Source organism: Acidovorax sp. CF316 (assembly GCF_000276605.1).
Lineage (GTDB): Bacteria > Pseudomonadota > Gammaproteobacteria > Burkholderiales > Burkholderiaceae_C > Acidovorax.
Genome location: NZ_AKJX01000166.1, coordinates 1 through 21,576, shown reverse-complemented (window position 1 = coordinate 21,576; position 21,576 = coordinate 1). Strand labels below are relative to the sequence as shown.

15 protein-coding genes and 3 pseudogenes are annotated in these 21,576 nt (G+C 62.7%); 13 read left to right on the top strand and 5 right to left on the bottom strand.

Annotation, left to right across the window (positions count from 1 at the left end; translation table 11 throughout):
• Positions 1-722: 722 nt before the first annotated feature.
• The 3 genes and pseudogenes from PMI14_RS35005 to PMI14_RS34325 all read right to left on the bottom strand — a co-directional run bounded on the left by PMI14_RS35005 (position 723) and on the right by PMI14_RS34325 (position 3,581).
• Positions 723-1,103, bottom strand: a complete 381-nt coding sequence (locus PMI14_RS35005) for a hypothetical protein (RefSeq protein WP_146187996.1) — start codon at positions 1,101-1,103, stop codon at positions 723-725.
• A gap of 649 nt (positions 1,104-1,752) precedes the next feature.
• Positions 1,753-2,484: pseudogene (locus PMI14_RS21505) on the bottom strand (IS630 family transposase); the annotation flags it as partial.
• Positions 2,485-2,666: 182 nt separating this feature from the next.
• Entirely contained in the window at positions 2,667-3,581 is a 915-nt protein-coding gene (locus tag PMI14_RS34325) for a LysR substrate-binding domain-containing protein (RefSeq protein ID WP_158279174.1), read from the bottom strand.
• Positions 3,582-3,734: 153 nt separating this feature from the next.
• On the opposite strand from PMI14_RS34325, the gene PMI14_RS21500 reads away from it, so the two are divergent.
• The 3 genes from PMI14_RS21500 to PMI14_RS35855 all read left to right on the top strand — a co-directional run bounded on the left by PMI14_RS21500 (position 3,735) and on the right by PMI14_RS35855 (position 8,521).
• Positions 3,735-4,973, top strand: a complete 1,239-nt coding sequence (locus tag PMI14_RS21500; RefSeq protein WP_007857488.1) for a porin — start codon at positions 3,735-3,737, stop codon at positions 4,971-4,973.
• A 27-nt stretch (positions 4,974-5,000) separates the two neighbouring features.
• Positions 5,001-6,470 (top strand): C69 family dipeptidase, encoded by a 1,470-nt coding sequence (locus tag PMI14_RS21495; RefSeq protein WP_007857487.1) that lies wholly within the window; start codon positions 5,001-5,003, stop codon positions 6,468-6,470.
• 125 nt (positions 6,471-6,595) lie between these two features.
• Entirely contained in the window at positions 6,596-8,521 is a 1,926-nt protein-coding gene (locus PMI14_RS35855) for a methyl-accepting chemotaxis protein (RefSeq protein WP_193353635.1), read from the top strand.
• A 255-nt stretch (positions 8,522-8,776) separates the two neighbouring features.
• Here the strand turns inward: PMI14_RS35855 and PMI14_RS34320 are convergent.
• Positions 8,777-9,217: pseudogene (locus PMI14_RS34320) on the bottom strand (transposase); the annotation flags it as partial.
• A 201-nt stretch (positions 9,218-9,418) separates the two neighbouring features.
• On the opposite strand from PMI14_RS34320, the gene PMI14_RS21480 reads away from it, so the two are divergent.
• The 3 genes and pseudogenes from PMI14_RS21480 to PMI14_RS21470 form a co-directional block, all read left to right on the top strand.
• Entirely contained in the window at positions 9,419-10,390 is a 972-nt protein-coding gene (locus PMI14_RS21480) for a tripartite tricarboxylate transporter substrate binding protein (RefSeq protein WP_007857484.1), read from the top strand.
• 48 nt (positions 10,391-10,438) lie between these two features.
• Positions 10,439-11,647 carry an aminotransferase class V-fold PLP-dependent enzyme gene (locus PMI14_RS21475; RefSeq protein ID WP_007857483.1) on the top strand — a complete coding sequence of 403 codons (1,209 nt, stop codon included), beginning with the start codon at positions 10,439-10,441 and terminating at the stop codon, positions 11,645-11,647.
• Between the two features lie 799 nt (positions 11,648-12,446).
• Positions 12,447-12,854 (top strand): annotated as a pseudogene (locus tag PMI14_RS21470) (transposase); the annotation flags it as partial.
• A gap of 273 nt (positions 12,855-13,127) precedes the next feature.
• Here PMI14_RS21470 and PMI14_RS21465 read toward each other — a convergent pair.
• Positions 13,128-13,988 carry an ABC transporter substrate-binding protein gene (locus tag PMI14_RS21465; RefSeq protein WP_007857481.1) on the bottom strand — a complete coding sequence of 287 codons (861 nt, stop codon included), beginning with the start codon at positions 13,986-13,988 and terminating at the stop codon, positions 13,128-13,130.
• Between the two features lie 184 nt (positions 13,989-14,172).
• Between PMI14_RS21465 and PMI14_RS21460 the strand changes: the two genes are divergently transcribed.
• The 7 genes from PMI14_RS21460 to PMI14_RS21430 all read left to right on the top strand — a co-directional run bounded on the left by PMI14_RS21460 (position 14,173) and on the right by PMI14_RS21430 (position 21,540).
• Positions 14,173-15,363 carry a CaiB/BaiF CoA-transferase family protein gene (locus tag PMI14_RS21460; RefSeq protein WP_007857480.1) on the top strand — a complete coding sequence of 397 codons (1,191 nt, stop codon included), beginning with the start codon at positions 14,173-14,175 and terminating at the stop codon, positions 15,361-15,363.
• On the top strand, positions 15,363-16,172 hold the full coding sequence (locus PMI14_RS21455; RefSeq protein WP_007857479.1) for an enoyl-CoA hydratase: 810 nt from the start codon (positions 15,363-15,365) through the stop codon (positions 16,170-16,172). Before PMI14_RS21460 ends, PMI14_RS21455 begins: the two co-directional genes overlap by 1 nt.
• A gap of 25 nt (positions 16,173-16,197) precedes the next feature.
• Positions 16,198-17,193 carry a zinc-binding dehydrogenase gene (locus PMI14_RS21450; protein WP_007857478.1) on the top strand — a complete coding sequence of 332 codons (996 nt, stop codon included), beginning with the start codon at positions 16,198-16,200 and terminating at the stop codon, positions 17,191-17,193.
• 31 nt (positions 17,194-17,224) lie between these two features.
• Positions 17,225-18,202 carry a tripartite tricarboxylate transporter substrate binding protein gene (locus tag PMI14_RS21445; RefSeq protein ID WP_007857477.1) on the top strand — a complete coding sequence of 326 codons (978 nt, stop codon included), beginning with the start codon at positions 17,225-17,227 and terminating at the stop codon, positions 18,200-18,202.
• A gap of 41 nt (positions 18,203-18,243) precedes the next feature.
• Positions 18,244-18,909, top strand: a complete 666-nt coding sequence (locus PMI14_RS21440) for a GntR family transcriptional regulator (protein WP_007857476.1) — start codon at positions 18,244-18,246, stop codon at positions 18,907-18,909.
• 174 nt (positions 18,910-19,083) lie between these two features.
• Positions 19,084-20,064, top strand: a complete 981-nt coding sequence (locus tag PMI14_RS21435) for a tripartite tricarboxylate transporter substrate binding protein (protein ID WP_035204976.1) — start codon at positions 19,084-19,086, stop codon at positions 20,062-20,064.
• Positions 20,065-20,166: 102 nt separating this feature from the next.
• On the top strand, positions 20,167-21,540 hold the full coding sequence (locus PMI14_RS21430; protein ID WP_007857474.1) for an MmgE/PrpD family protein: 1,374 nt from the start codon (positions 20,167-20,169) through the stop codon (positions 21,538-21,540).
• The last annotated feature ends 36 nt before the right edge of the window (positions 21,541-21,576 follow it).

Here is a 21,576-nt window from a genome sequence, read left to right as displayed (position 1 = left end):
CGACTTTAAAGGGCGGGATTAGCAGTTATTCCTGCCAAATAAAGTCGTAAACCCGCAAATAAAGTCGTAAACCCTCGTCGAGCACTGGCGCGACTCTTAGCGGAGGAGGGGCTATTTGCGAGTGTCGTAAACCCCTCCCAGCCCGGACGGTAGGGGAAAGGTCATACGTACCCACCCAGGCAGGATGCCAACGGCATCAGATGTTTGCGCCAGATTGATGCTGCGCGGCAAGCTTGTTGATAAATTCTGCGATCTTGCTAATAGCGTTACGGTGGTGTGGTCGGATGCCGTAACCGCGGCAACTGACTGCTAGTTCTTGCTAACAAGAAGTGAAAATACCAAACAAAATGGCGAAAACTTCTAGATGCACGAAAGGCACAAAGAAACATTGAGTGAAACGCCAGCGCCTCGGTGGTTGTTGCGAGCAGCGTTTGGTCAAGTCTTCTACTAAGAGCGGGTAGGGAGCTTCGGCTGCCTGACGTCTGCTGCTCAAGGGACTGCGGATATGTCGCTGAGCCGGTGGCTTGTGGACAAGTTGTGCAACTACGTCAAGAGCGTGGCATAGATATGGTGCGGCCACCCCGCGTAGTGATGTTGACTATTGCAAATAAAGTCTGTCGGATGAAAAGAAGGTCCGTCGGGCATTCACTGCATTGTGAAAATCAGCGGGGCTCCTGCTGCCCCATCGCATGAGGTCGACGGTCCAAACGGCTTGAGCGGAGCTATTGCACTGAAGGCAGCAAGCTGGAGCCTTTATAGGGCCAAGCGCCAGTGGTGATCGCGGCCCAGATGGCGTCACTCACATCCTCCGAGACCTGAACCAGGTCTCGGGCTGCGTTCAATACCATGAGCGATCTCAGCAGTTGGTCTTCCTCAGGTGGATTGCACAGGTGGTAGCTCCGTCCGGACTTTGTTTTGACTATTGCCCTGGGCAGGTCTATGGCTTGCAGCAAGGATGTGACACGCAGTGACCCGGAATCAAGTTGGGCGGCAATGTGCAGTGTTCCATTGCCCCGCCGCAGGATGCGCCAGTGGTGCAGTTGAACCTCTGGCTGCGCAAGGACATCCGGCGCCCGACGTTCGTTGACAAGGTGAAGCTCCATGATCAGAACCTCGTTGGTCGTCTCGAGACAAGGAGGATAGCAAAGCCACTGCGTGTACCCAAGGTGTCACTCGAAAGCCTTGGTTGTTGCTAACAGAGAGTGGATTTTGCAAACAGAGTGTGGATCTGTTGATAACAGAGAATGGACTTTGCGAACATAGACTGGACCTTGCTGACTTACGGTTGGCATTCGCTGCCGACATGCGCGCGGAGCATCGCGCTGGGCTGTGGGTAAGTTTTGCAATTTGGCAAAGTCCGTGACTCACAGCAGGGCTGCTTCCCTATGCGTCCGCGTGACTACAGCAAATAAAGTCCGTCGGATGAAAACAAGGTCCGTCGGGCATTTCCTGCATTGTGGAAATCAGCTCGGCTCCTGCCGCCCTCTCGCAGGAGTCAGCGAACTCGGACAGCTTGAGCTGTGCTATCGCACTGAAGGCTGCAAGCAGGTGCCCCTATCGGGCCAAGCTCCGGTTGTGATGGCCGCTGTTGACTGACCTAGTATTTGGAAAAAGTACTTTCCACCTCCGCTTTGGATATGCTAGCCCTGGCGCCATGACTGCACATCCAGAAACTCCCACTCGCAACCGGTGCAGCGCAGCCGCTGCGTCGTGCGCATAGCACCGGTGGCATCGCGCGCGATGACCTTGCGGTAGCTGGTCGCGATGTAGATGCCGCAGCAGTTCCGGGGTGATGGGAAACAGGTCCATGCCTGCAGTACTACCGAGTACGTTCAGCGCCGCGAAATGCGTGGTCGTGCCGTGGCGCTTGTAGTCGTGGGTGACGCCTTCAAACCCCATGGGCAGCATCGGCTGCGTGCGCTCCAGCGCCTGGCATTGGCTTTTCTCGTCCACGCAGATCACCAGCGCGTTGTCCGGCGGGCTCAGGTATAGGCCGACCACGCCGCGCAGCTTCTCGATGAAGAACGGGTCGTTGGACAGCTTGAAGCTCTCGGTGCGATGCGGCTGCAGCCCAAAGAGCTGAAAGTAGCGCTGCACGCTGGTCTTGGAGATGCCGGTTTCGGCCGCCACCGTGCGCACGCTCCAGTGCGTCGAGCCGTTGGCAGGCTTGGTGTGCAGCGTCGTCTTGATCAGGAGCGCCACCCGTTCGTCGTCGATCGTGCGCGCCGGGCCAGGGCGAACGACGTCGTACAGGCCGGCGATACGACGCTCGATAAACCGCGTGCGCCACTTGCCCACCGTCTGCGTGGTCAGCCCCAGTCGCACGGCGATCGCGTTGTTGGCCTGGCCTTCGGCGCTTGCCAGCACAAGGCGTGCGCGGTTGCTCAACGCCGCCGGCAGCGAGCGACTGCGCGCGAAAGACTGAAGCTGCAAACGCTCTTCGTGCGTCAACACCAACTCGGCCTTGGGTCTGCCTGTTCTCATCGCGGTATCTCCGTTGCTAGGGTACCGCGAAGGCATGCACGACTAATGCCAGTTATCTGCGGGACAGGACACAAGTAGCCACTGTGCGATGGGCGGCCGGGTGGAAGGTACTTCACCCAGCAAGGGCGTAAGTTGAGGTCCTATCGCGGGCCAAATTGCTGGACCGCCGGGCGGTGATGGGACTACATTGCAGGCACAAATTCCGACTCTAACCACTGCATGAATAGTTCCGCTGCTCGGCGGGCATGGGAGCGTCGGGCAATCAGCGCGTAATAGCGCAGGCCATCCTTCAGTTGTTGACCCCACAGTGGAACCAAGCTCCCGGCAGCAATAGAGCCGGCTGCCAACGAATGCCGGGTAAGACACAGTCCGCCTCCCGCCTTGACTGCCTCGATCAACGCTACTGAATCGTTGCACCGCACCGTCGCGGCGGCCTCCAGATCGATAGAGCGATTTCCGATGCCAAGCCACTCAGCCCAGTAGTCTCGCTCGGCATTGCGCAGTAAAGCGGTTCCTGCGGGCAAGCCTGGCGAGACCGCGTCCTGAAGCGCACTTGCCAATGCCGGACTGCAAACTGCACATACCGTATCACAGGTCAATGCAAGCATGCGGTATCCCTCCCAGTCGCCAGCGCCAAGCCGTATGGAGATATCGGCACCGGACAACTCTAGATCAGTGAAGTAGCGATGTACGTCAATACGTAGGTCTACCCAGGGATGGGCTTGCACGAATCCACCAATCTTCGGTGCCAGCACGCAGGCCGCGAAACTTCGCGCCACAGACACCACGAGCGTCTCCCGAGCGGCATCAACTGACAGACGTCGCAAACCGCTACTGAGCGTCTCGAAGGCGCGGCGTGAGTAGTCGTACAGCAGTTCGCCTTCCTGAGTGAACTTCAGGCCTCGGGGGCCGCGGATAAACAGGACTACACCCAGATGATCTTCCAGCGCCTTGAGCTGCCGGCTGAGCGCCCCTTGGGTCATGTGCAGTTCTTCGCCAGCTCGCACCAAATTTTGATGACGTGCCACCACATCGAAAAACAACAAAGCCTTAACGGAAGGTAAGTTTCGAAGAAGAGAGGTATTCGATGAGCTCATAGCGCGACGCATTTTTTTCGATGGTAGCACCGCCATGAACCATCGATCATTTGCACTGCTTTTTAACCCTCACACACTGAAGAACCATGAGACTCACTACCTTTGCCCGGGCCATCCTATGCGGAACCTGCTTGCTCCTTGGCCCACTCGCCCATGCAGCAGACGCTCCTGTTTGAGCCATTCTCAAAGAGCGAGATGCACTATATGAACAGATTTCTTCTTGCCATGAGCGCCGCTACCATCCTTTCACTCCCTTGGTCATCAAGCGCCTTTGCGCAGTCGAGCGTCACCATATACGGAACCATTGATGTAGGGGTCACCCACGTATCCAACGCCGGAGGCGCCCAAAAGCGCGGCCTGACCGGATGTAACCAATCCGGCTGCGGCGTCGGGTTTCGTGGGAGCGAAGATTTGGGGAGCAGCCTCCAAGCTATCTTCAATCTAGAGGCCGGCTTTAACCCGCTCACCGGCGCGACTGGTTCTGGTGGCACTTTCTTCAGCAAGCGAGCGTACATGGGCTTCACCAGCGACTTGGGCAGCTTGACCTTCGGTCGGCATACGGCAACCATTGCGGAGTTCGTTGGCGGATTCGAGTCGGGCTCGGCTTGGGCCGCGCCTGGCAAAGGGTATGGAGAGCACCCCGGTGATATGGATAACTTGAATGTAAGTTATCGCGTCAACAACTCGGTCAAATATACGAGCCCAAATTTTTCCGGATTGAGTTTCGGTGCGCTCTACGGCTTTGGCGAACAAACGCAGTTTTCCAAAAATCACATTGCGTCCTTCGCGGCCAAGTATGAGAACGGGCCATGGAAGGTTGGGGCGGGGTACCAGTCTTCCGACAACCCGAATTTTTCGCTGTTCGCTGGCAATGCGAATGCAAGTGCAACCGGCAACAACATGCCGTTCGGGCAGTTCAAGGGATTTGCCTCCGCCGGATCTCAGCAAGTCATGGCCCTGGGATCCTCTTACAACATCGGCAAGGCAACTGTGGGGGCCGTCTATAGCAGCGTGAAATTTGGACAACTGGGCTCCGTCCCTGTTACCGGTCTTCCTGCCGCCCAGGCGGCGTACCGTGGGGACGCCAAATTCGCCAATTCGGAAGTGAATCTCAGGTATCAGGTTACAGACGCCCTGATGGCAGGGGTGGGCTACTTCTTGACCAAGGGGGCCGCGGGTTCCGGATTCGGCTCTCAGACTTATAGGCAACTGAATGTCGGCGCGGTGTACTCGCTCTCAAAGCGCACGAGCTTTTATTCCCTATACGCGCTTCAAAATGCCCGCGGTACCGACTCCACGGGCGCAGTCGCCGTGGCCGCTCTAGACGGTGCCACCCCTTCAACGACTTCCCGCCAGAACGTTGTGCTGTTCGGCATTCGGCATCGCTTCTGATAGCCGCCCAAAGAATTCGGAGACAACATGAAATCTCTTTTGCTTACCCTTGCCTTCGCCACAAGCCTCAATGTACAAGCCTGCACCACGATCATCATTGGAAGGGCGGCGAGCGCAGACGGCTCGATCATGGTCGCCAGAAACGTTGACCCGCCGAACATCCGCATTTACAGGGGCTCGTTCCTCTATCACCCACCCACCAAGGATGCATATGAGATCAGAGGTGTACAGAACCAGTTCGTTCATCAGGTGCCGCCAAACTCCATCGGCTACAGCGGCCTTGCCGACATTCGCTACAGTAACTATTCTTACGAGGAATCCGGCTTCAACGACCTTGGCGTTGGTGTCTCGGCGACCGAAACTATCCTAAGCAACAAGAAGACGCTGCTGGTGGATCCCTACGTCAAGCAGACCGGTATCGGGGAAGAGTCCATAAACTCTGCCGTTCTGCCGCAAGCGAGGTCTGCGAGGCATGCAACGCAAATCCTTGGCAGTCTCATCGAAAATTACGGGGCTGCGGAAGGGTTCGGTGTCGGCCTTGTGGACGCCAAGGAGGCATGGTATTTGGAGAATGCCGGCGGTCACCACTGGGTAGCGGTTCGCATCCCCGACGATGCTTACTTCGTGTCGGCCAACCAGTCGCGCATCGGCGAAGTGGACCTTTCAGACACCGCCAATGTTCTAGCATCTCCGGGCATCGCGAGATTCGCGAAGACGAATGGACTCTTTCATCCGGAGCGAGGCGAGAAGTTCAACTTCCGCAATATATTCGGTGGCGACACTGAGCGCGACGTGGGTTACAACTATCCCCGGGTAGCACATCTCCAAGGTCTCTTCACGGCGTCGCTTCATGGTCAGAAGGTTAATGGAAACAGCTTTCCCACGTTCTTGAAGCCGGATAGGAAGCTGTCCGTCTCTGACGTCGAAGAAGCTCTGAAGACCTACTATGTCGACACTTCGAGCGACCCCTACACGACGAAGAACCCGGGCGCAACAGCGCGACCCATCTCCGTCTATCGAACAACCCAGTCGCACATCCTGCAGACGCGTGGAGCGTTGCCACCAGCCATCGCCAACGTGCAGTACCTGAACCTCGGAATGACCGCCCTGGGTATGTACGTGCCGTTCTATCACGGCGTCGCCGTCCCCGAGGAATTCTCTATTCGCGTTCCGGACGAGCCTGACAGTACCTCCGCCTTTTGGAAGTTTCGCAAGGTCCAACTTCTGGCAATGCAGGATTTCCCGCGCTATGCGCCCATGGTGCGCGCGGCCTTCGACGCCTTGAGGCGGACCATCGCCGCAAGGCAGGAAGACGTTGAGAAAGAGTACATCGCCACGTATTCCAAGGAGCCGCTTAAGGCCAAATCGCTGCTCGACAATTTCGTTCAGAAAAGCGCGGCAGACGCGCTGGCCACCGCGGAGAGTCTGACTAACAAAATCATGCTAGAGATGTCGGCCGACGTAGAGAAGAAGTACAGGTTCCCCGGCAACGGTTGACTGCCTGAGTCAGTGCGACCTCACAGTTGCCCTGACAACGTTCCGCTTAGCAACGGCGCATCCGTTTCACGACCAGGGTCTCCATGCTTTCACAGTCTTCGTCCCTTCGCGGGAAAATCGTCGCCATGACCGGAGGACTGGTGCTGATCGGCCTGTTGGGGCTGTCGGCCACCAATGTGTTGACCGCCCGTCACTACGCGATGGATTCGCTCAATGACCATGTACGTTCGCTCGCGTCTTCGCACGCCGAAGGCGTGGCCGAATGGGTCGCGCAGAACCACCGGGTTGTGGCGTCCCTAGTGCCGACGGTGGAAGCCGAGGATGCGGCCAAGCCCCTGGAGCAGGCCAAGATCGCTGGCGGTGTTTACCAGGCCTACATCGGTTATGCGGACAAGAAAGCCATCTTCTCAGAAGTGCGCACCCGCGCTGCGGACTACGACCCGACTGCTCGGCCCTGGTACAGGCTGGCCGCCGCGGCTACGGGACCGGTGGTGACCGAGCCCTACATCAGCGCTTCGACCCAGAAGCTGCTCATCACCTTCGCCCGGGCCGTCAAGCAGGGCGCTGACACCAAGGCCGTGATCGCTACCGACGTGCTGGTTGACAAGGTGGCGCGCAATATCGCGTCGATCCGCCCCACGCCCAGCACCTACGGCTTCATCGTCTCCAAGGACGGCAATATCGTGGTGCATGAAGACCAGAAGCTGCTTCACAAACCGGTGACTGACATCGCGCCCGGCCTGGATACGGCCGGCATGGCAGCGCTCAAAGGGCTGACCGAAGTCAACATCTCGAACGAGGCCCGGCTGGTCTATGCTGCGCCCATTGCTGGCACCGAGTGGACGCTGTTGGTGGCTATGCACCGCGACGAAGCCATGGCGGGCATCCACTCGTTGATGTGGTCTTCGCTGGTCGGAAGCCTGGTCATCGGCCTAGTCGTGGTGCTGATGGTCGGTGCCATGCTGACCAGGGTGCTGAGCCGCCTGACCGTCTTGCGCGACGCCATGCAGGATGTGGGCTCGGGCGACGGCGACCTGACCCTGCGCGTCGCATCCACCGGGCGCGACGAACTCGCCGCGATCGCCTCCGGTTTCAATCAGTTCGTGGAAAAGATCCATGCGGTGATGCAACAGGTGCGCATCAGTGCCGACGGCGTTGCCACCGCTAGCACCGAGATTTCGAAGGGCAGCAACGACCTATCAGCCCGCACAGAGAGCCAGGCCAGTGCGCTGCAGCAAACCGCCGCCTCGATGGAGCAGCTGAGTTCCACCGTCAGGCAGAACGCCGACAACGCCAGCCAGGCCACGCAGTTGGCGAAGAGCGCTTCCGCCGTGGCAATTCAGTGCGGCGAAGTAGTCGGCCACGTGGTCGAGAACATGAAGGGCATCAACGACAGCTCGAAGAAGATTGCCGACATCATCAGCGTGATCGACGGCATCGCCTTTCAGACCAACATACTGGCCTTGAACGCCGCGGTGGAAGCCGCCCGCGCCGGCGAGCAGGGCCGGGGTTTTGCGGTGGTCGCCGGCGAGGTGCGCAGCTTGGCCGGCCGCTCGGCCGATGCGGCCAAGGAAATCAAGCAACTGATCACCGACAGCGTGGCGCGTGTCTCGGACGGCAGTGCACTGGTGGACCGCGCCGGCACTACCATAACGGAGGTAGTCGGCTCCATCCAGCACGTGACCAAGATGATGAGCGAGATCAGCTTGGCCAGCGCAGAGCAGAGCGCGGGCGTGGCCCAGGTCGGCGACGCTGTCACCCAGATGGACCAAGTCACCCAGCAGAACGCAGCCTTGGTCGAGGAAATGGCCGCTGCCGCGGTCGGCCTGCAGACCCAGGCCAGCGATCTGCTTAAGGTGGTTAGTGTTTTCAAGCTGAGCGCGCATGCGGCAACTGTGCCGGCCCATTGCCCGTCTGGTCGTGCCGTGCCTGCTCCTGCAAGATCCCTGTCGCCAGTCCCGTACGTCGTGCCAGCGCGACCCGCACCAACTGCGCGCATTGCTGCAGCGGCACGCGCACCCGAAACCCGCAAGCCCAGCCACCGCCGATGAGAGCCGCGCCTGCCAAGTTCACATCCCGTGCGCCTGCCACACCGGCTGACATCAAGGCAGACTGGGAGACTTTCTAATGCCGTCAAAGGGCACGGGCAGCCCCCGTATCGAGCTCTACGCCCTTTAAGGCTACTCTGAACAAGTAGTCGAGTTGAGCGATCCGCTGCGTAAAGGGCCGCTGAGGCGGGGAAGTGGCGCGATTTGACGACAGTTCTTGGCCATACAGACCTTGCGGAACCTGCGCAACGGACGCACTCATGCCATGAGGCGCTGACGAGCCAGGGAGATATTGGCCAGCCCCAGCCCCAGCACCACGAACGAACGCGTGGCGTTCTTGGCAAGACCTCTGTAGCGCACCTTGGCAAAGCCCCACAGCCGCTTGAACACGGCGAAGACATGCTCGACTCGCGCCCGGACCTTGGACTTGTTTTGCTTCTTCGAGCGCTGCGCCTCGTCGATCTCCCCACCCCTGCGCACGCGCAGATTGGTGAAGTCCCAGGCCTTGGGGCCTTCGATCCGTTCAACGCCTTCTGACTGGCCGAGGCGCTGTCGGCATACACACGCTGCTCGTTGCCGTGCGGCAGCTCGGGGCGCAAGTGCTTGTAGTGCACGTTGGCCGCCCTTACCGCGGCGTGTGGGCCAGCCCGGGCGGCTGTCCATGCCAATGTGCATCTTCATCCCGAAATACCACTGCTGGATAAGCGGACGGTGAACCCATCTTGAGCCGGATCGCTGGATAGGGCATCGTGTACACGAAGGAGCCTAAATGGAAGGTAAGTTTTGAAGAAGGGAGGTATTCGTTGGGCTCATAGTGCGACGCATTTTTTTCGATGGTGGCACCGCCATGAACCACCGATCATTTGAACTGCTTTTTAACCTTCATCGCACTGAAGAACCATGAAACTCACTACCTTTGCCCGGGCCATCGTATGCGTAACCTGCGTGCTCCTTGGCTCACTCGCCCATGCAGCAGGCTTTCCTGAACGAGCCATTACCGTGTTGGTGCCTTACACCGCAGGCGGAAGCTCGGACGCTCTGGCGCGTCTTCTGGCAAAGCAGTTGGGCGATCAATTCGGTCAGCCCGTCGTGGTAGACAACAAGCCGGGCGCGGGCGCCACACTAGGCACCGCGCTGGCAGCCAAGGCTGCACCGGACGGCTATACGGTTCTGCTTGCCGACACTGCATACACCACTGCACCGGCGCTCTACCAGCGCCTTTCCTATGACGCAATAAAGAGCTTTCAGCCGGTAGGCATGGTCGGCACCACCCCAGCCATGCTGTTTGCCAGCCGACAGTCCAATCTGCGGAGTGTGCAAGACATGCGAAGTGCAGCGCCCACCCGCCCGGGCGGTAGCTTCACATCAGGCATCGGGTCGGGAACTGCTAGCCAGCTCATATCTGAACTTTATCGGATTCAGTCTGGCCTCAAAATTGAGATGATTCCTTACAAGGGTTCGTCACAAGCCGTTATCGACGTGCTGGCCGGACAAATCGATCTGATTTTTACCAGTCCAGCATCGGCCGGGCAATACCTCAAGTCCGACAAACTGAAAGCGATTGCCGTAACGGGTGCCCAGCGCCACCGTGACTATCCAGAAGTACGCACCTTCCAAGAACAGGGCATCTCGGGTATGGACGCCGGTTACTGGTTTGCTGTGCTGCTTCCAGCGAACGTACCAACTGCCATTTCACAGCGCTGGGAAAAGGAGTTGGCGGCTGCATTGGTGTCGGCACCGGTGAGCAAGGCTCTGTCGGACCTCAGTATCACGCCCGGAAAACTTAATGCAGTCCAGACCCAGCGTTTCATGACCGACGACCTTGCCAACTGGGCCCGCATTGTCAAGGCTGCTGGCATCGAGCGACAGTAACTGATCTGTCAAGCTGTTCCATCTCTCATCTACGATCCTACGGCCACGATGCTGACTCAATACACGCTCTCCCCTTCCGAGACCCATCGCCTCGCTGCCTCACGCCATCGCTTTCCAGGCGCTCTCACACAAACCTACTTCGACGTTGCTAGCCGCGGCTTGGTGCCCGACAACGCACCCGACCGGGCGCACGCGCACCTGCAGCAGCGTGTGCAGGGAACTGCCGACAAGAACGCCTATTTCGGTTTGGTCGAAAGAGCACGTGCCGGCTTTGCGCAACTGATTGGTGCCGCGACCGACGAAATCGCTATAACCAAAAACGTCTCAGATGGCCTCAACATGGTCGCCGCGTCTATAGCGTGGCATGCGGGTGATGAAGTATTTCTCTGCTCCGGCGTGGAACATCCCAACAACATCTACGCATGGCGCAACCTCGAAGGTCTGCAGGTGTCAATCCGCGACTTTGCATCGGCGGACGGTCTGTTTCCCACCGACGCCGTCATCGATGCCCTGCAAGGCAGTCACCGGGCGCGCGTGGTTACGCTATCGGCTACCTCGTTCAAGCCCGGTTTCCGGGCCGACCTTGATAGGCTGGGTGCAGCTTGCCGGAGCGCCGGCGTTCATCTGGTGGTCGATGGAGCACAAAGCATAGGAGTCACGCACCTCGATCTCACGCGCACCCCGATCGACGCATTTGCAGCCAGCGCTCAGAAGGGGCTGTGCTCTTTGTACGGCATGGGTTTCTTGTATGTACGCCGCGAGTTTGCAGAAACCCTGACTCCTCGTTACCTCGCCCAATTCGGCGTTGAATTGGAAGCAAACCACGAGGCAGACTACGACGATGCGCCAATTAGGTACCAGGGAGCCGCTCAGCGCTTCAACTTGGGAAACTACAACTTTCTTGCGTCGCTGCTAGTGGGTGACACACTAGAGTTGCTGAACGGCGTTGGCACACAGGCAATCGACGCGCACGTGACCCGACTCGCCTCGGCGCTGTCGGACGGGTTGGTGAACCTAGGTGCTCCGGTAGCCCGAGCTCCAGAAGCCCTGCGAGCCAATATGGTGTGCATCGAGTCGCATAACCCCGACGCTGCCGCACGCCTACAAGCACACCTGCAGGCCCATAAGGTGCAAGCCGCCGTTCGGCGCAGTGCGCTCCGGTTTTCATTGCACCTGTACAACAACCAAGCGGATGTGGATACAGCGCTGGCAGCCTGCAAAGGCTGGCTGGATCTGCACGGAAAAACCTTGCGGTAGCCTCTGATCGAGAGTCGGATATTGGCGGTCCTGCGCGGTGGCGACCCACTTTCCACGGACGTGCAGTTCGACGCTCGACACTCCGGGGGCGCTGTCCAGCTTCCCCGCGACACCCTGTCCGGTTCGCTTAATCTGGCGGCCACAGCCCAGATAGCCTTGGCGCATCGCCCGTCTGGCTTTTCTGCAGGCCCGCCATTTCATGTCCGCCAACACCTACACCTTCACCTGCATCGGTTCCGACGCCGCTGCGCTGGCCCGGCTGCTTGCCCTGCTGCAGGTCGCCATTCAAGCGCCCGACGCTGCCTTGCCCGAGCCGCTGGACCGTTTCTTCGAATACTGGGACGAGCCATGTGTCACGAGCACTTCCTTGCTGGGCACCACGCTGCGCTGCACGGTCGACACGTCGGCGCACGACCCACTGAAGAAGCCTCAGGTCCTGGCCTGGCACGCTTCGGGCGCCGAGTATCTGCGGGTGCAGGTGTTCAACAGCCAGGTCGGCGAATCGGCCACGACGTATTACCATGCCGGCAAGCGCATCACGGCCAAGGCCTTTCCTAAGCCAGTGCTGTCCGAAGGCGAGCGCCTGTACGAGCTGGTGCTGGAGGCCAAAGACGGCGCGCTCGCCAACGAGGTCAAGGCCGGGGCTTCGCCCAATGCCACGGCCGATGGCGTGCCCATCATGGTGCTCGCCCTGCGCGCAGGCCTGGTGAAGTCGGTGCGCGCCCTGCACGATGCCGGGGTGGACTGGTCCGCCTGTCTGCCCTGGGCGGCCGAGGTGGCCGAACTGATCGGTGCCTGCGGGATGGTGGTGAGCTGGACCATTGGCACGACGGACGCTGAACTGGTCAACACCATGGTGGATGCTGCCATAGAGACTGTGACGGCAACCAGCGACCGACCAGTGGTCCACTCAGACCGCGGAGGGCACTACCGCTGGCCACGCTGGCTATCGAGAATGAGCGACGCGAACCTTACCCGTTCAATGTCCCGCAAGGCATGCTTGCCGGACAACGCAGCCTGCGAGGGGTTCTTCGGTCGGCTGAAGAATGAGTTGTTCTGTCCTCGGGACTGGAAAGGCACGACCTTTGAGCAGTTCATTGAGGTAGTCGATGACTACATCCGCTGGTACAACGAGAAGCGGATCAAGATCTCCCTTGGCTTCCTCAGCCCTGTCGAATACCGGGCGAGCCTTGGACTTGCGGCATAAAACCAGTCCAAGTTTTTATCCGCACTCCCTGCTGATCACGATTGCACTGGCGCTAACAGTCCAGCGGCACATAGCCCGCGCACGCGACGACCATTGGCAAGCACCCCCCGCACGAGCTTGGCGATGGAGTAGGCGGTAGTGATGCTGCGTCTCGAGCATCCTGCCTGGGGTAGTCGCAAGATCGCCCGCCCTCTGGCGGATCATCTCAGTGCCCCTGCCAGTACCATTCTCGAGATATCGCGCAGGACATAAATTATGTTAGTGGGCGCCGCGTTAGTGCTGTGGCGCTAGGTCGGCGACGGCCGCACCCTCGATGCCATGGCGCTTGAGCGCCGCGGCGACAAAGCCGCTCGCCTTCATGCGTTCCACGAAGGCATGCAGCGTGGTCCGCGCCAGCGGCGGGCGGCTGGCCGGCACGCCCATGGCCTGCTCGATCACCATGAAGCGGCCGGGCAGCACTCGCACACCGGGCACGCGCTGCGCATCGGCCTCCAGCTGCTGGCGTACGCCCGCCGCCACGTCGAGCTTGCGTGACAGGAATTCGTCGACCACCTGCGGCGAGGTGGGGGCCCGCACCAGCGTGGCCTGCTTGATCTCGCGGGTGAGGAACAGGTCGTAGGCACTGCCCTTGCCGACCACCACCGTGGTCCCGGGCCGGTCGACCTGGGCGTTGGCGGTCAGCGGCGAATCGGCGCGCACCAGGTAGGCGCCCTCGATCACCACGTAGGCCGCGGTGAACGACACGCCTTCGCCGCGCACCGGGTCGATGGCGAAGAAGCCAACGTCGGCCGCGCCTGCACGCACCACCTCCACCGATTTGCCGGCCGCATCCACGGCCTTGAGTTCCAACGGCATGCCGAGCTGCCGAGCGAGCTCCCGTGCCAGATCGACCGACACGCCCTTGAGCGCGCCCGTGGCCGCATCGCGCGAGGCCAGCACCGGGTTGCCGAGGTTGATCGAGGCCCGCAGCGTCCCGTCCGGTGCCAGTGCCCGGACGGCTTCTGCCGGCAGGGGCGGAGAGGACGACGACCCGGTGGGCGCCACAGCGGCGCAGCCTCCCAGCAGGGCTGCGCACAGCAGGGGCGCCAGGCTGTGCGGTAGTGGGAGACGGGCAAGAGGGCTGGGCAGAGGCAAGGCGGTGCTCCTTGTTTGATCGGGGCGATGGGGGCGCCGGGGTGGCAGCCCAGGGCCGACGGATTGTGTCACCGGCCCCGAAAACGGCAAACAATGGATTTCCCTAAGTCAACTTAAATGGCAAAAGTGTTGACAGTTTGGCGGGTTGGTGAAAACAATCAGCCATCTTGTTCTGGAACTGCAAATGCCCCATTTGCCCGCATCCTCAGCGCTATCGCGCTTTCGCGTCATCGACCTGACCCAGGTTCGTGCCGGGCCCACGGCGTGCCGCCAACTGGCCGACTGGGGCGCCGACGTCGTGCAGGTGCAGATGCCCGAGCACATGCGCGGTGATGACACGCTGGGTGGCCAGGATGGATCCGACTACCAATACACCCACCGCAACAAGCGTTCGATCACGCTCAACCTCAAGGAGGAGGAGGGCATCGCCACGCTCAAGCGCCTGATCGCCACTGCGGACGTGGTGGTGGAGAACTTCCGGCCGGACGTGAAGTACCGCCTGGGCATCGACTACGACAGCTTGGCCAAGGACCATCCCGGCCTCATCTACGCCAGCATCTCGGGTTTTGGCCAGACCGGGCCGCTGGCGCAGCGCCCGGGTTTCGACCAGATCGCGCAGGGCATGGGCGGCCTGATGTCGGTGACCGGCCTGCCCGGCGAAGGGCCGATCCGCGTGGGCATCCCCATCGCCGACCTGTGCGCCGGCATCTTTGCGGCCCAGGGCATCCTGGTGGCGCTGCTCGAACGCGGAGCGTCGGGCAAGGGGCAGTGGCTGCACACCTCGTTGCTCGAATCCATGGTCTACATGCTGGATTTCCAGACTTCCCGTTTTCTCATCGATGGCGAGGTGGCGACGCAGGCCGGCAATTTCCACCCGACCAGCATTCCCACCGGGGTCTACAAGGCCCGCGACGGCTACATGAACATCGCCGTCTTCGGCTCCAAGATCTGGGAGCGCTTTTGCAACATCCTCGGTGCGGCGGAGTGGATCGGCGACCCGCGCTACCACGACAAGCCCTCGCGCTCGGTCAACCGCGACACCCTTAACGCCGAGATCAACCTGCGCCTGGCTGCACAGGACCGCGCACACTGGGTCCAGAAGTTCAATGAGGGCGGCGTGGCCTGCGGCCTGATCAGCGACATGCGCGAGGTGTTCGCTGAGCCGCAGATCGAGCATCTGGGCATGGTCAAGGAGGTGGTGTCCGAGCGCCTGGGGCCGCAGCGGCTGGTGGGCCAACCGGTGCAACTCGAACGCACCCCCAGCACCATCGTGCGCGCCGCGCCGCGCCGAGGCCAGCACACCGAGGAGGTGCTGCAGGAACTGGGGCTCTCGGCAGAGCACATCGCCCAGATGAAGGAACAAGGAGTTTTCTGATGTCCGAACCCATCTATGAATCCGGCACCGAGCGGGTGCTTTCCTGGCTTGACGGCAGTGCGCTGCACGTGCAGTTCAACAACCCGGCACGGCACAACGCCCTGTCCGTCGACATGTGGGAGGCCGTTCCCCGGCTGCTGAAAGTGGCGAAGGGCGACGACCGCGTGCGCCTGGTGGTGTTCTCGGGCGCGGGCGACAAGGCCTTCGTATCCGGGGCGGACATTTCGCAGTTCGAGGACATGCGGGCGGCGCGTGAGGCCGTGGCGCGCTACGAGGCCATGGCCGAAGAGGCGCTCATGGCCATCCATGACTTTCCCAAGCCCACCCTGGCCAGCATCCGCGGCTACTGCATCGGCGGCGGTGTGAACGTGGCCATCAGCTGCGACATCCGCATTGCGGCCGACGATGCGGTGTTCTCCGTGCCGGCGGCCCGCCTGGGACTGGGCTACCGCTATTCGGCGATGAAGAACCTCGTCGATCTCGTTGGCCCGGGCGTCGCCAAGGATCTGTTCTTCACCGCCCGCCGCATCGACGCGGGAGAGGCCCGTGCCGTCGGCCTCATCACCCGCACGGCCCCTGTCGAAGCGCTGGCCGCGCTGCTGGCCGAATACACCGGCACCATTGGCCAGAACGCCCCGCTGACCATCGCCGCCGGCAAGGCCATCACGCGCGAGATCCTCAAGCCCTCGACGGATATCGACCTGCCGCTATGCACATCGCTGATCCAAGGGTGCTTTCAGAGTACCGACTACACCGAGGGCCGCACGGCTTTCATGGAAAAGCGCAAGCCAGTCTTCACCGGCCGCTGAATCCCTCACCACAAGGAACCGACCCATGGGCCCGAAACAGATGCAGTCCTACTGGATGCAGCAAAACGACGACTCATCGCTGCTGGAGCAGCGCAGCGTGCCGGTGCCCACACCGGGCGCGCAGCAACTGCTGGTGCGTGTGCGTGCCGCATCGCTCAACCGCGGTGAGTTCGTTGCCGGCCATGGGCTGCACGGCGCTCCCGGCAGCTGGAAGGCCATTGGCGGCGAATGTTCGGGCGAGGTGGTGGCGCTGGGGGAAGGCACCACCGGCTTTGCCATCGGCGACCGCACCATGGGCCGCTGTGCGGGGGCCTTCGCGGAGTACGCGCTGATCGATGCCGCCGAGGCGATGCACGTGCCGGCCGCCTTGTCGTGGGAGGAGGCGGGCAGCATTCCGCTGACCTTTCTCGTTTCCTACGACATGCTGGTATTGCAGGGCGGGCTCGAAGCAGGCCAGTGGGTGCTGATCAACGGCGTGTCGTCCGGTGTGGGCGTCGCCTCGCTGCAGCTGGCCAAGGCGCTGGGGGCCCAGGTCATCGGTACCTCCGGCTCCAGGGAAAAGCTCGAACTTCTGGCTTCCCTCGGCCTCGACCTAGGCATTCCCACCCGGGCCCCGGATTTCTCTGGACGGGTGCTTGAAGCGACCGCAGGCAAAGGTGTCAACCTCGCCATCAACACGGTGGGTGGTACGGTCTTCGCCGAGAGCATCCGCTGCCTGGCCTTCGAGGGCAAGTTGGCAACCGTGGGCTACGTGGATGGCGTGGTGCATGGGGATATCGACCTCGGCGCGCTGCATGCCAGGCGCCTGACCGTCTTCGGCGTATCGAACAAGCTGCGCAGCAAGGCACAGAAATCCGCAGCGGTTCCGCGCTTCGTGGTCGAGGTGCTGCCCTTGTTCGCCACGGGCCGTATCCGCCCCCGGATTGATGAGGTGGTGGACTTCGCGCAGCTGGCGCAGGCCAAGGCGCGCATGGAAGCGGGCGCGCATGCCGGAAAGATCGTTCTGCGCATGCCCACGTAGACCCCGCAACGGTATACCAGGAGACAAACCAATGAACCACAACAAGCTGCTGATGGCGCTGGCGCTCGTGGCCTGCGCCACCAGCGCCATCGGCCAGTCCACGCCGGCCAATTACCCCACCAAGCCGATCCGGCTGGTGGTGGGCTTTGCGCCCGGCGGCGCGGCCGACTACGTCGCCAGGGCGATGGGCGACGCCTTCTCCAAGGAGCTGGGCCAGCCCGTCATCATCGACAACAAGCCGGGCAACGGCTCCAGCATCGCCGCCGACATCGTCGCCAAGTCGGCGCCCGACGGCTACACCCTGCTCATCGCCAGCCCCAGCAGCATCTCGGTCAATCCGGCGCTCAACCCCAAGCTCACCTACACCGCCAAGGACCTGGCGCCTGTCACCCGGATCACCACCTCGCCCCTGGTGCTGGCGGTCAATCCGTCCACCGGCATCCAGTCGGTGCAGGACCTGATCAAGGCGGCGCAAAAGGACCCGGGCAAGCTCAACTATTCGACCTCGGGCAATGGCTCGGCCCCGCACCTGGGCGCGGCGCTGTTCAGCCAGGTGACGAAGACCGAGATGACGCACGTGCCCTACCGGGGCGGCAGCCTGGCAATCCAGTCCGTCATGGCCGGCGACACCCAGGTCACGTTCGGCACCTCGCCGTCGGTGCTGCCCATGACCAGCAGCGGCAAGCTGCGCGCCCTGGCGGTGAGCACCCGGGAGCGCTCGCCGCTCGTGCCGCAGTTGCCGGGCATGCGCGAAGCCGGGTTGCCGGATTACGACCTCGAGTTCTGGTACGGCATGTTCCTGCCGGCCAACACGCCCGCGCCCATCCTGCAGAAGGTGTTCGCGGCCACCGTGGCGGCCATGCAGAAGCCCTCGGTGAAGGCCGCACTGGCCCGCGACGGGACCGAGGTGTCCCTGTCCAGTTCGCCGGCGGACTTCGGCCGGTTCCTTGACGAGGACGGCAAGTTCTGGGTCGGCCTCGTCAAGAGCGCCAATGTGAAGGTCGAATGAGCGCACGGTCCCCGCAGCGGGCGCAGGTACGATCCACCCCCATGACGACATCCCCTTCGGTCCCCCGCGGCGCAGGCCTCTCGAACTCCATCGTGGAGCAGCTCAAGCAGCTGATCTACACGGGTGAGTTCAAGCCGGGTGACCGCCTCAACGAGGCGGCGCTGGCCCTGCGCATGGGCACGAGCCGCGGCCCCATCCGCGAAGCCGTGCGGGTGCTGGCCGGGCTGGGCATCGTCACCGCGGTTCCGAACAAGGGCGTGTACGTTCGCCAGCTCACGCTGCGCGAAGCCCTGGAACTGTACGAACTGCGCGCCCTGGTGTTTGGCTACGCGGCCGAGCGCGCCTGCGACCACATGACGGAAGAGCACCGCCAGCGCTGCGAGGCGCTGCTGGCGGGCATGGACCAAGCCTGCGAGGCAGGGGAGGGCACCGTCTACTACGAGCTCAACCTGCAGTTCCACGCGCTGATCATGCAGCTGTCGAACAACCGGCGAGCGCAGCAGGCCTACGACGACTACGTCAAGGAATTGCACCTGGTGCGGCGCCGCTACTTCAATGCGCCGGGCAACATGCGGCGCTCCAACGTCGAGCACCGCGCGATCTTCGACGCCATCGCAGCCAACAATGCCGCGCGGGCCCGCGCCGCTGCCGAGCGCCATGTGCAGGCGGGGCGCGTGCGCCTGATGGCCTTCTTCGAAGACAGCTGACGCAACCAGGTGCCTGGCGCGCCATGCGGCGTGCCAGGCACCTGGTAGATGGAAAAAAGGTGCTGCCTGTTCGGGCACCTCGGCGGCACACGGGCTGAGGGCACAGCCTCCCAGCGATGGCGGTCTGCCCTGCAAGGCCGCCACGCAGAACCACCACAGGAGACAGACATGAGCATGCAACGACGGCGCATTCTGCAGGCGGCCCCTGCCTTGATCGTCCCGGCCGGCCTGGGATGGCAGGCCGCGCGGGCGCAGGCCTACCCGGACAAGCCCATCCGCTACATCGTGCCCGTGGCGGCCGGTGGCGGCAGCGACCTGATCGGCCGCACCGTCACCGAGCGCTGGGGCCGCACGCTCGGGCAGCAGTTCGTGGTGGAGAACGTCGGCGGCGGCGGTGGTGTCATTGCCTGCCAGAACACGGCGCGCGCGCCCGCCGACGGCTACACGCTGATGCAGGGCTACGTCGCCACCCATGGCACCAGCCCTGCCACGCGCAAGGTGCCGTACGACCCGGTCAAGGACTTCACGGCCATCGGCATGATCGGCGCCACTCCGAACGTGCTGATCGTGGATGCCAACCTTCCGGTGAAGGACTTCAAGGGCTTCGTCGACTACCTCAAGGACAACCGCGGCAAGGTGAGCTACGGCTCTGCGGGTGCCGGCTCGCTCACCCACCTGACCATGGAGCTGCTGACCCAGCAGCTCGGCACGCCGCTGACCCACGTGCCCTACCGCGGCGTGGCGCCCGCCATCACCGACGTGATCGGTGGCCAGACGCAGGCCTGCTTTCCGGGCCTGGCCGCCGCACTGCCGCACCTGCGCTCGGGCCGGGTGCGGGCCATCGCCGTCACCGGGCTGGCGCGTGCGCAGCAGATCAAAGACATTCCCACCTTCGAGGAACTGGGCTTGAAGAACCTGGATGCCGTGCAGTGGTATGGCGTGGTCGGCCCCGCAGGCCTGCCCCCGGCCATCGTCGCCCGGCTCAACGAGACCCTGGGCGCCGTGCTGCGCGCTCCCGAAATGCTCGACAAGCTGGCCGGCGAGGCCGTGGAGCCATCGCCCATGGCGTCCGCGGAGTTCAGCGCCTATATCCGCAACGACGTGGCACGCTGGACGGCCCTGGCCAGGGAACGCAAGATTTCGCTGGACGCATGAGCAGCGCTTCCGGCCACGACTGCCCGCAGGAACCCGGTTTCTGCCGCTGAGTGCCTGGCGCACCGGCCCCGTTTTTTCATCCAATCCCAAGTCACACATACCATGGCACGCAATACCCAGGTCGCCGCCGACCACAACGCCCCTCCCATCACCCGCATCCTGGCCGAGCACGTCGCGCAGCATCCCTCGCGCGGCTGGAGCGACGCCGTGGAACACGAAGCGCACCGCACCTTCCTGAATTGGCTGGGCTGCGCCATCGGTGCTGCGCGCCACGAAACCGCCGACATGGCGCTGGCCGCCATCGCCGTGCTGCAGCCCGCGCCCCAGGCCACGGTGGCCGGGCGCAGCGAGCGCGTGGACATCGCCAGCGCGGCGCTGGTCAACGGCATCACCTCGCACACCTTCGACTTCGACGATACGCACCTCAAGACCATCATCCACCCGGCAGGCCCGGTGGCCTCTGCGGCGTTTGCGCTGGCAGAGCACACCGGCGCCAGCGGCCGCCAGCTGATCGACGCACTGGTGCTCGGCATCGATGTGGCCTGCCGCGTGGGCAACACCATCTACCCGGACCACTACGACCGCGGCTGGCACATCACCGGCTCCACCGGCATGCTGGGGGCCGCTGCGGCCTGTGCCCGCCTGCTGGGGCTGGACGTGCGCCAGACCCAGATGGCCCTGGGCATCGCGGCCTCCCAACCGGTGGGCCTGCGCGAGCAGTTCGGCACCATGACCAAGCCGTTCCACCCAGGCGCCGCAGCGCGCGCGGGCCTGATGTCGGCGTTGCTGGCGCAGCAGGGCTTCACCGCCAGCGAACGGGCGCTGGAGGCGCCGCGCGGCTTCGTGCAGGTGATCTCGCCCAAGGCCACCTGGTCGGAAGTGACCGACGAACTGGGCCAGCGCTTCGAGATATCGTTCAATGCCTACAAGCCGTTTGCCTGCGGCATCGTGATCCACCCAAGCATCGACGCCTGCGTGCAGTTGCGCGCCCAGGGCGTGCGGGCGGATGACGTCGAGCGCATCGAGCTGCGCGTGCATTCGCTGGTGCTGGAGCTCACCGGCAAGAAGGAGCCGGCCGACGGCCTGGCCGCCAAGTTCAGCGTGTACCACGGCTGCGCGGCCGGCTTGGTCTTCGGCAAGGCCGGCGAAGGCGAGTACGACGATGCCATCGTCAACCGCGAGGACGTGGTGGCGCTGCGCCGCAAGGTGCTGGCCACCGTGGACGACTCCATCGACGAGGCCGCCGCAGACGTGACGGCAGTGCTCCGGGATGGCCGCCGCGTGCACGTGCGCGTTGACCATGCCATCGGCTCACTGCAGCGGCCCATGACTGATGGTGACCTCGAAGCCAAATTCAATGAGCTGGCCGCTGCCGTCATCGGCGCGCAGCGCTCGGTTCAGTTGATCGCTTCGTGCTGGCAGCTCAGCCAGCTGGCGGACGTGCGCGGGCTGGCGCAAGCCTCGCGCCCGGCATAGCAGCCCGGCTCTTTAGCCCGATGGAACTGAGACAAC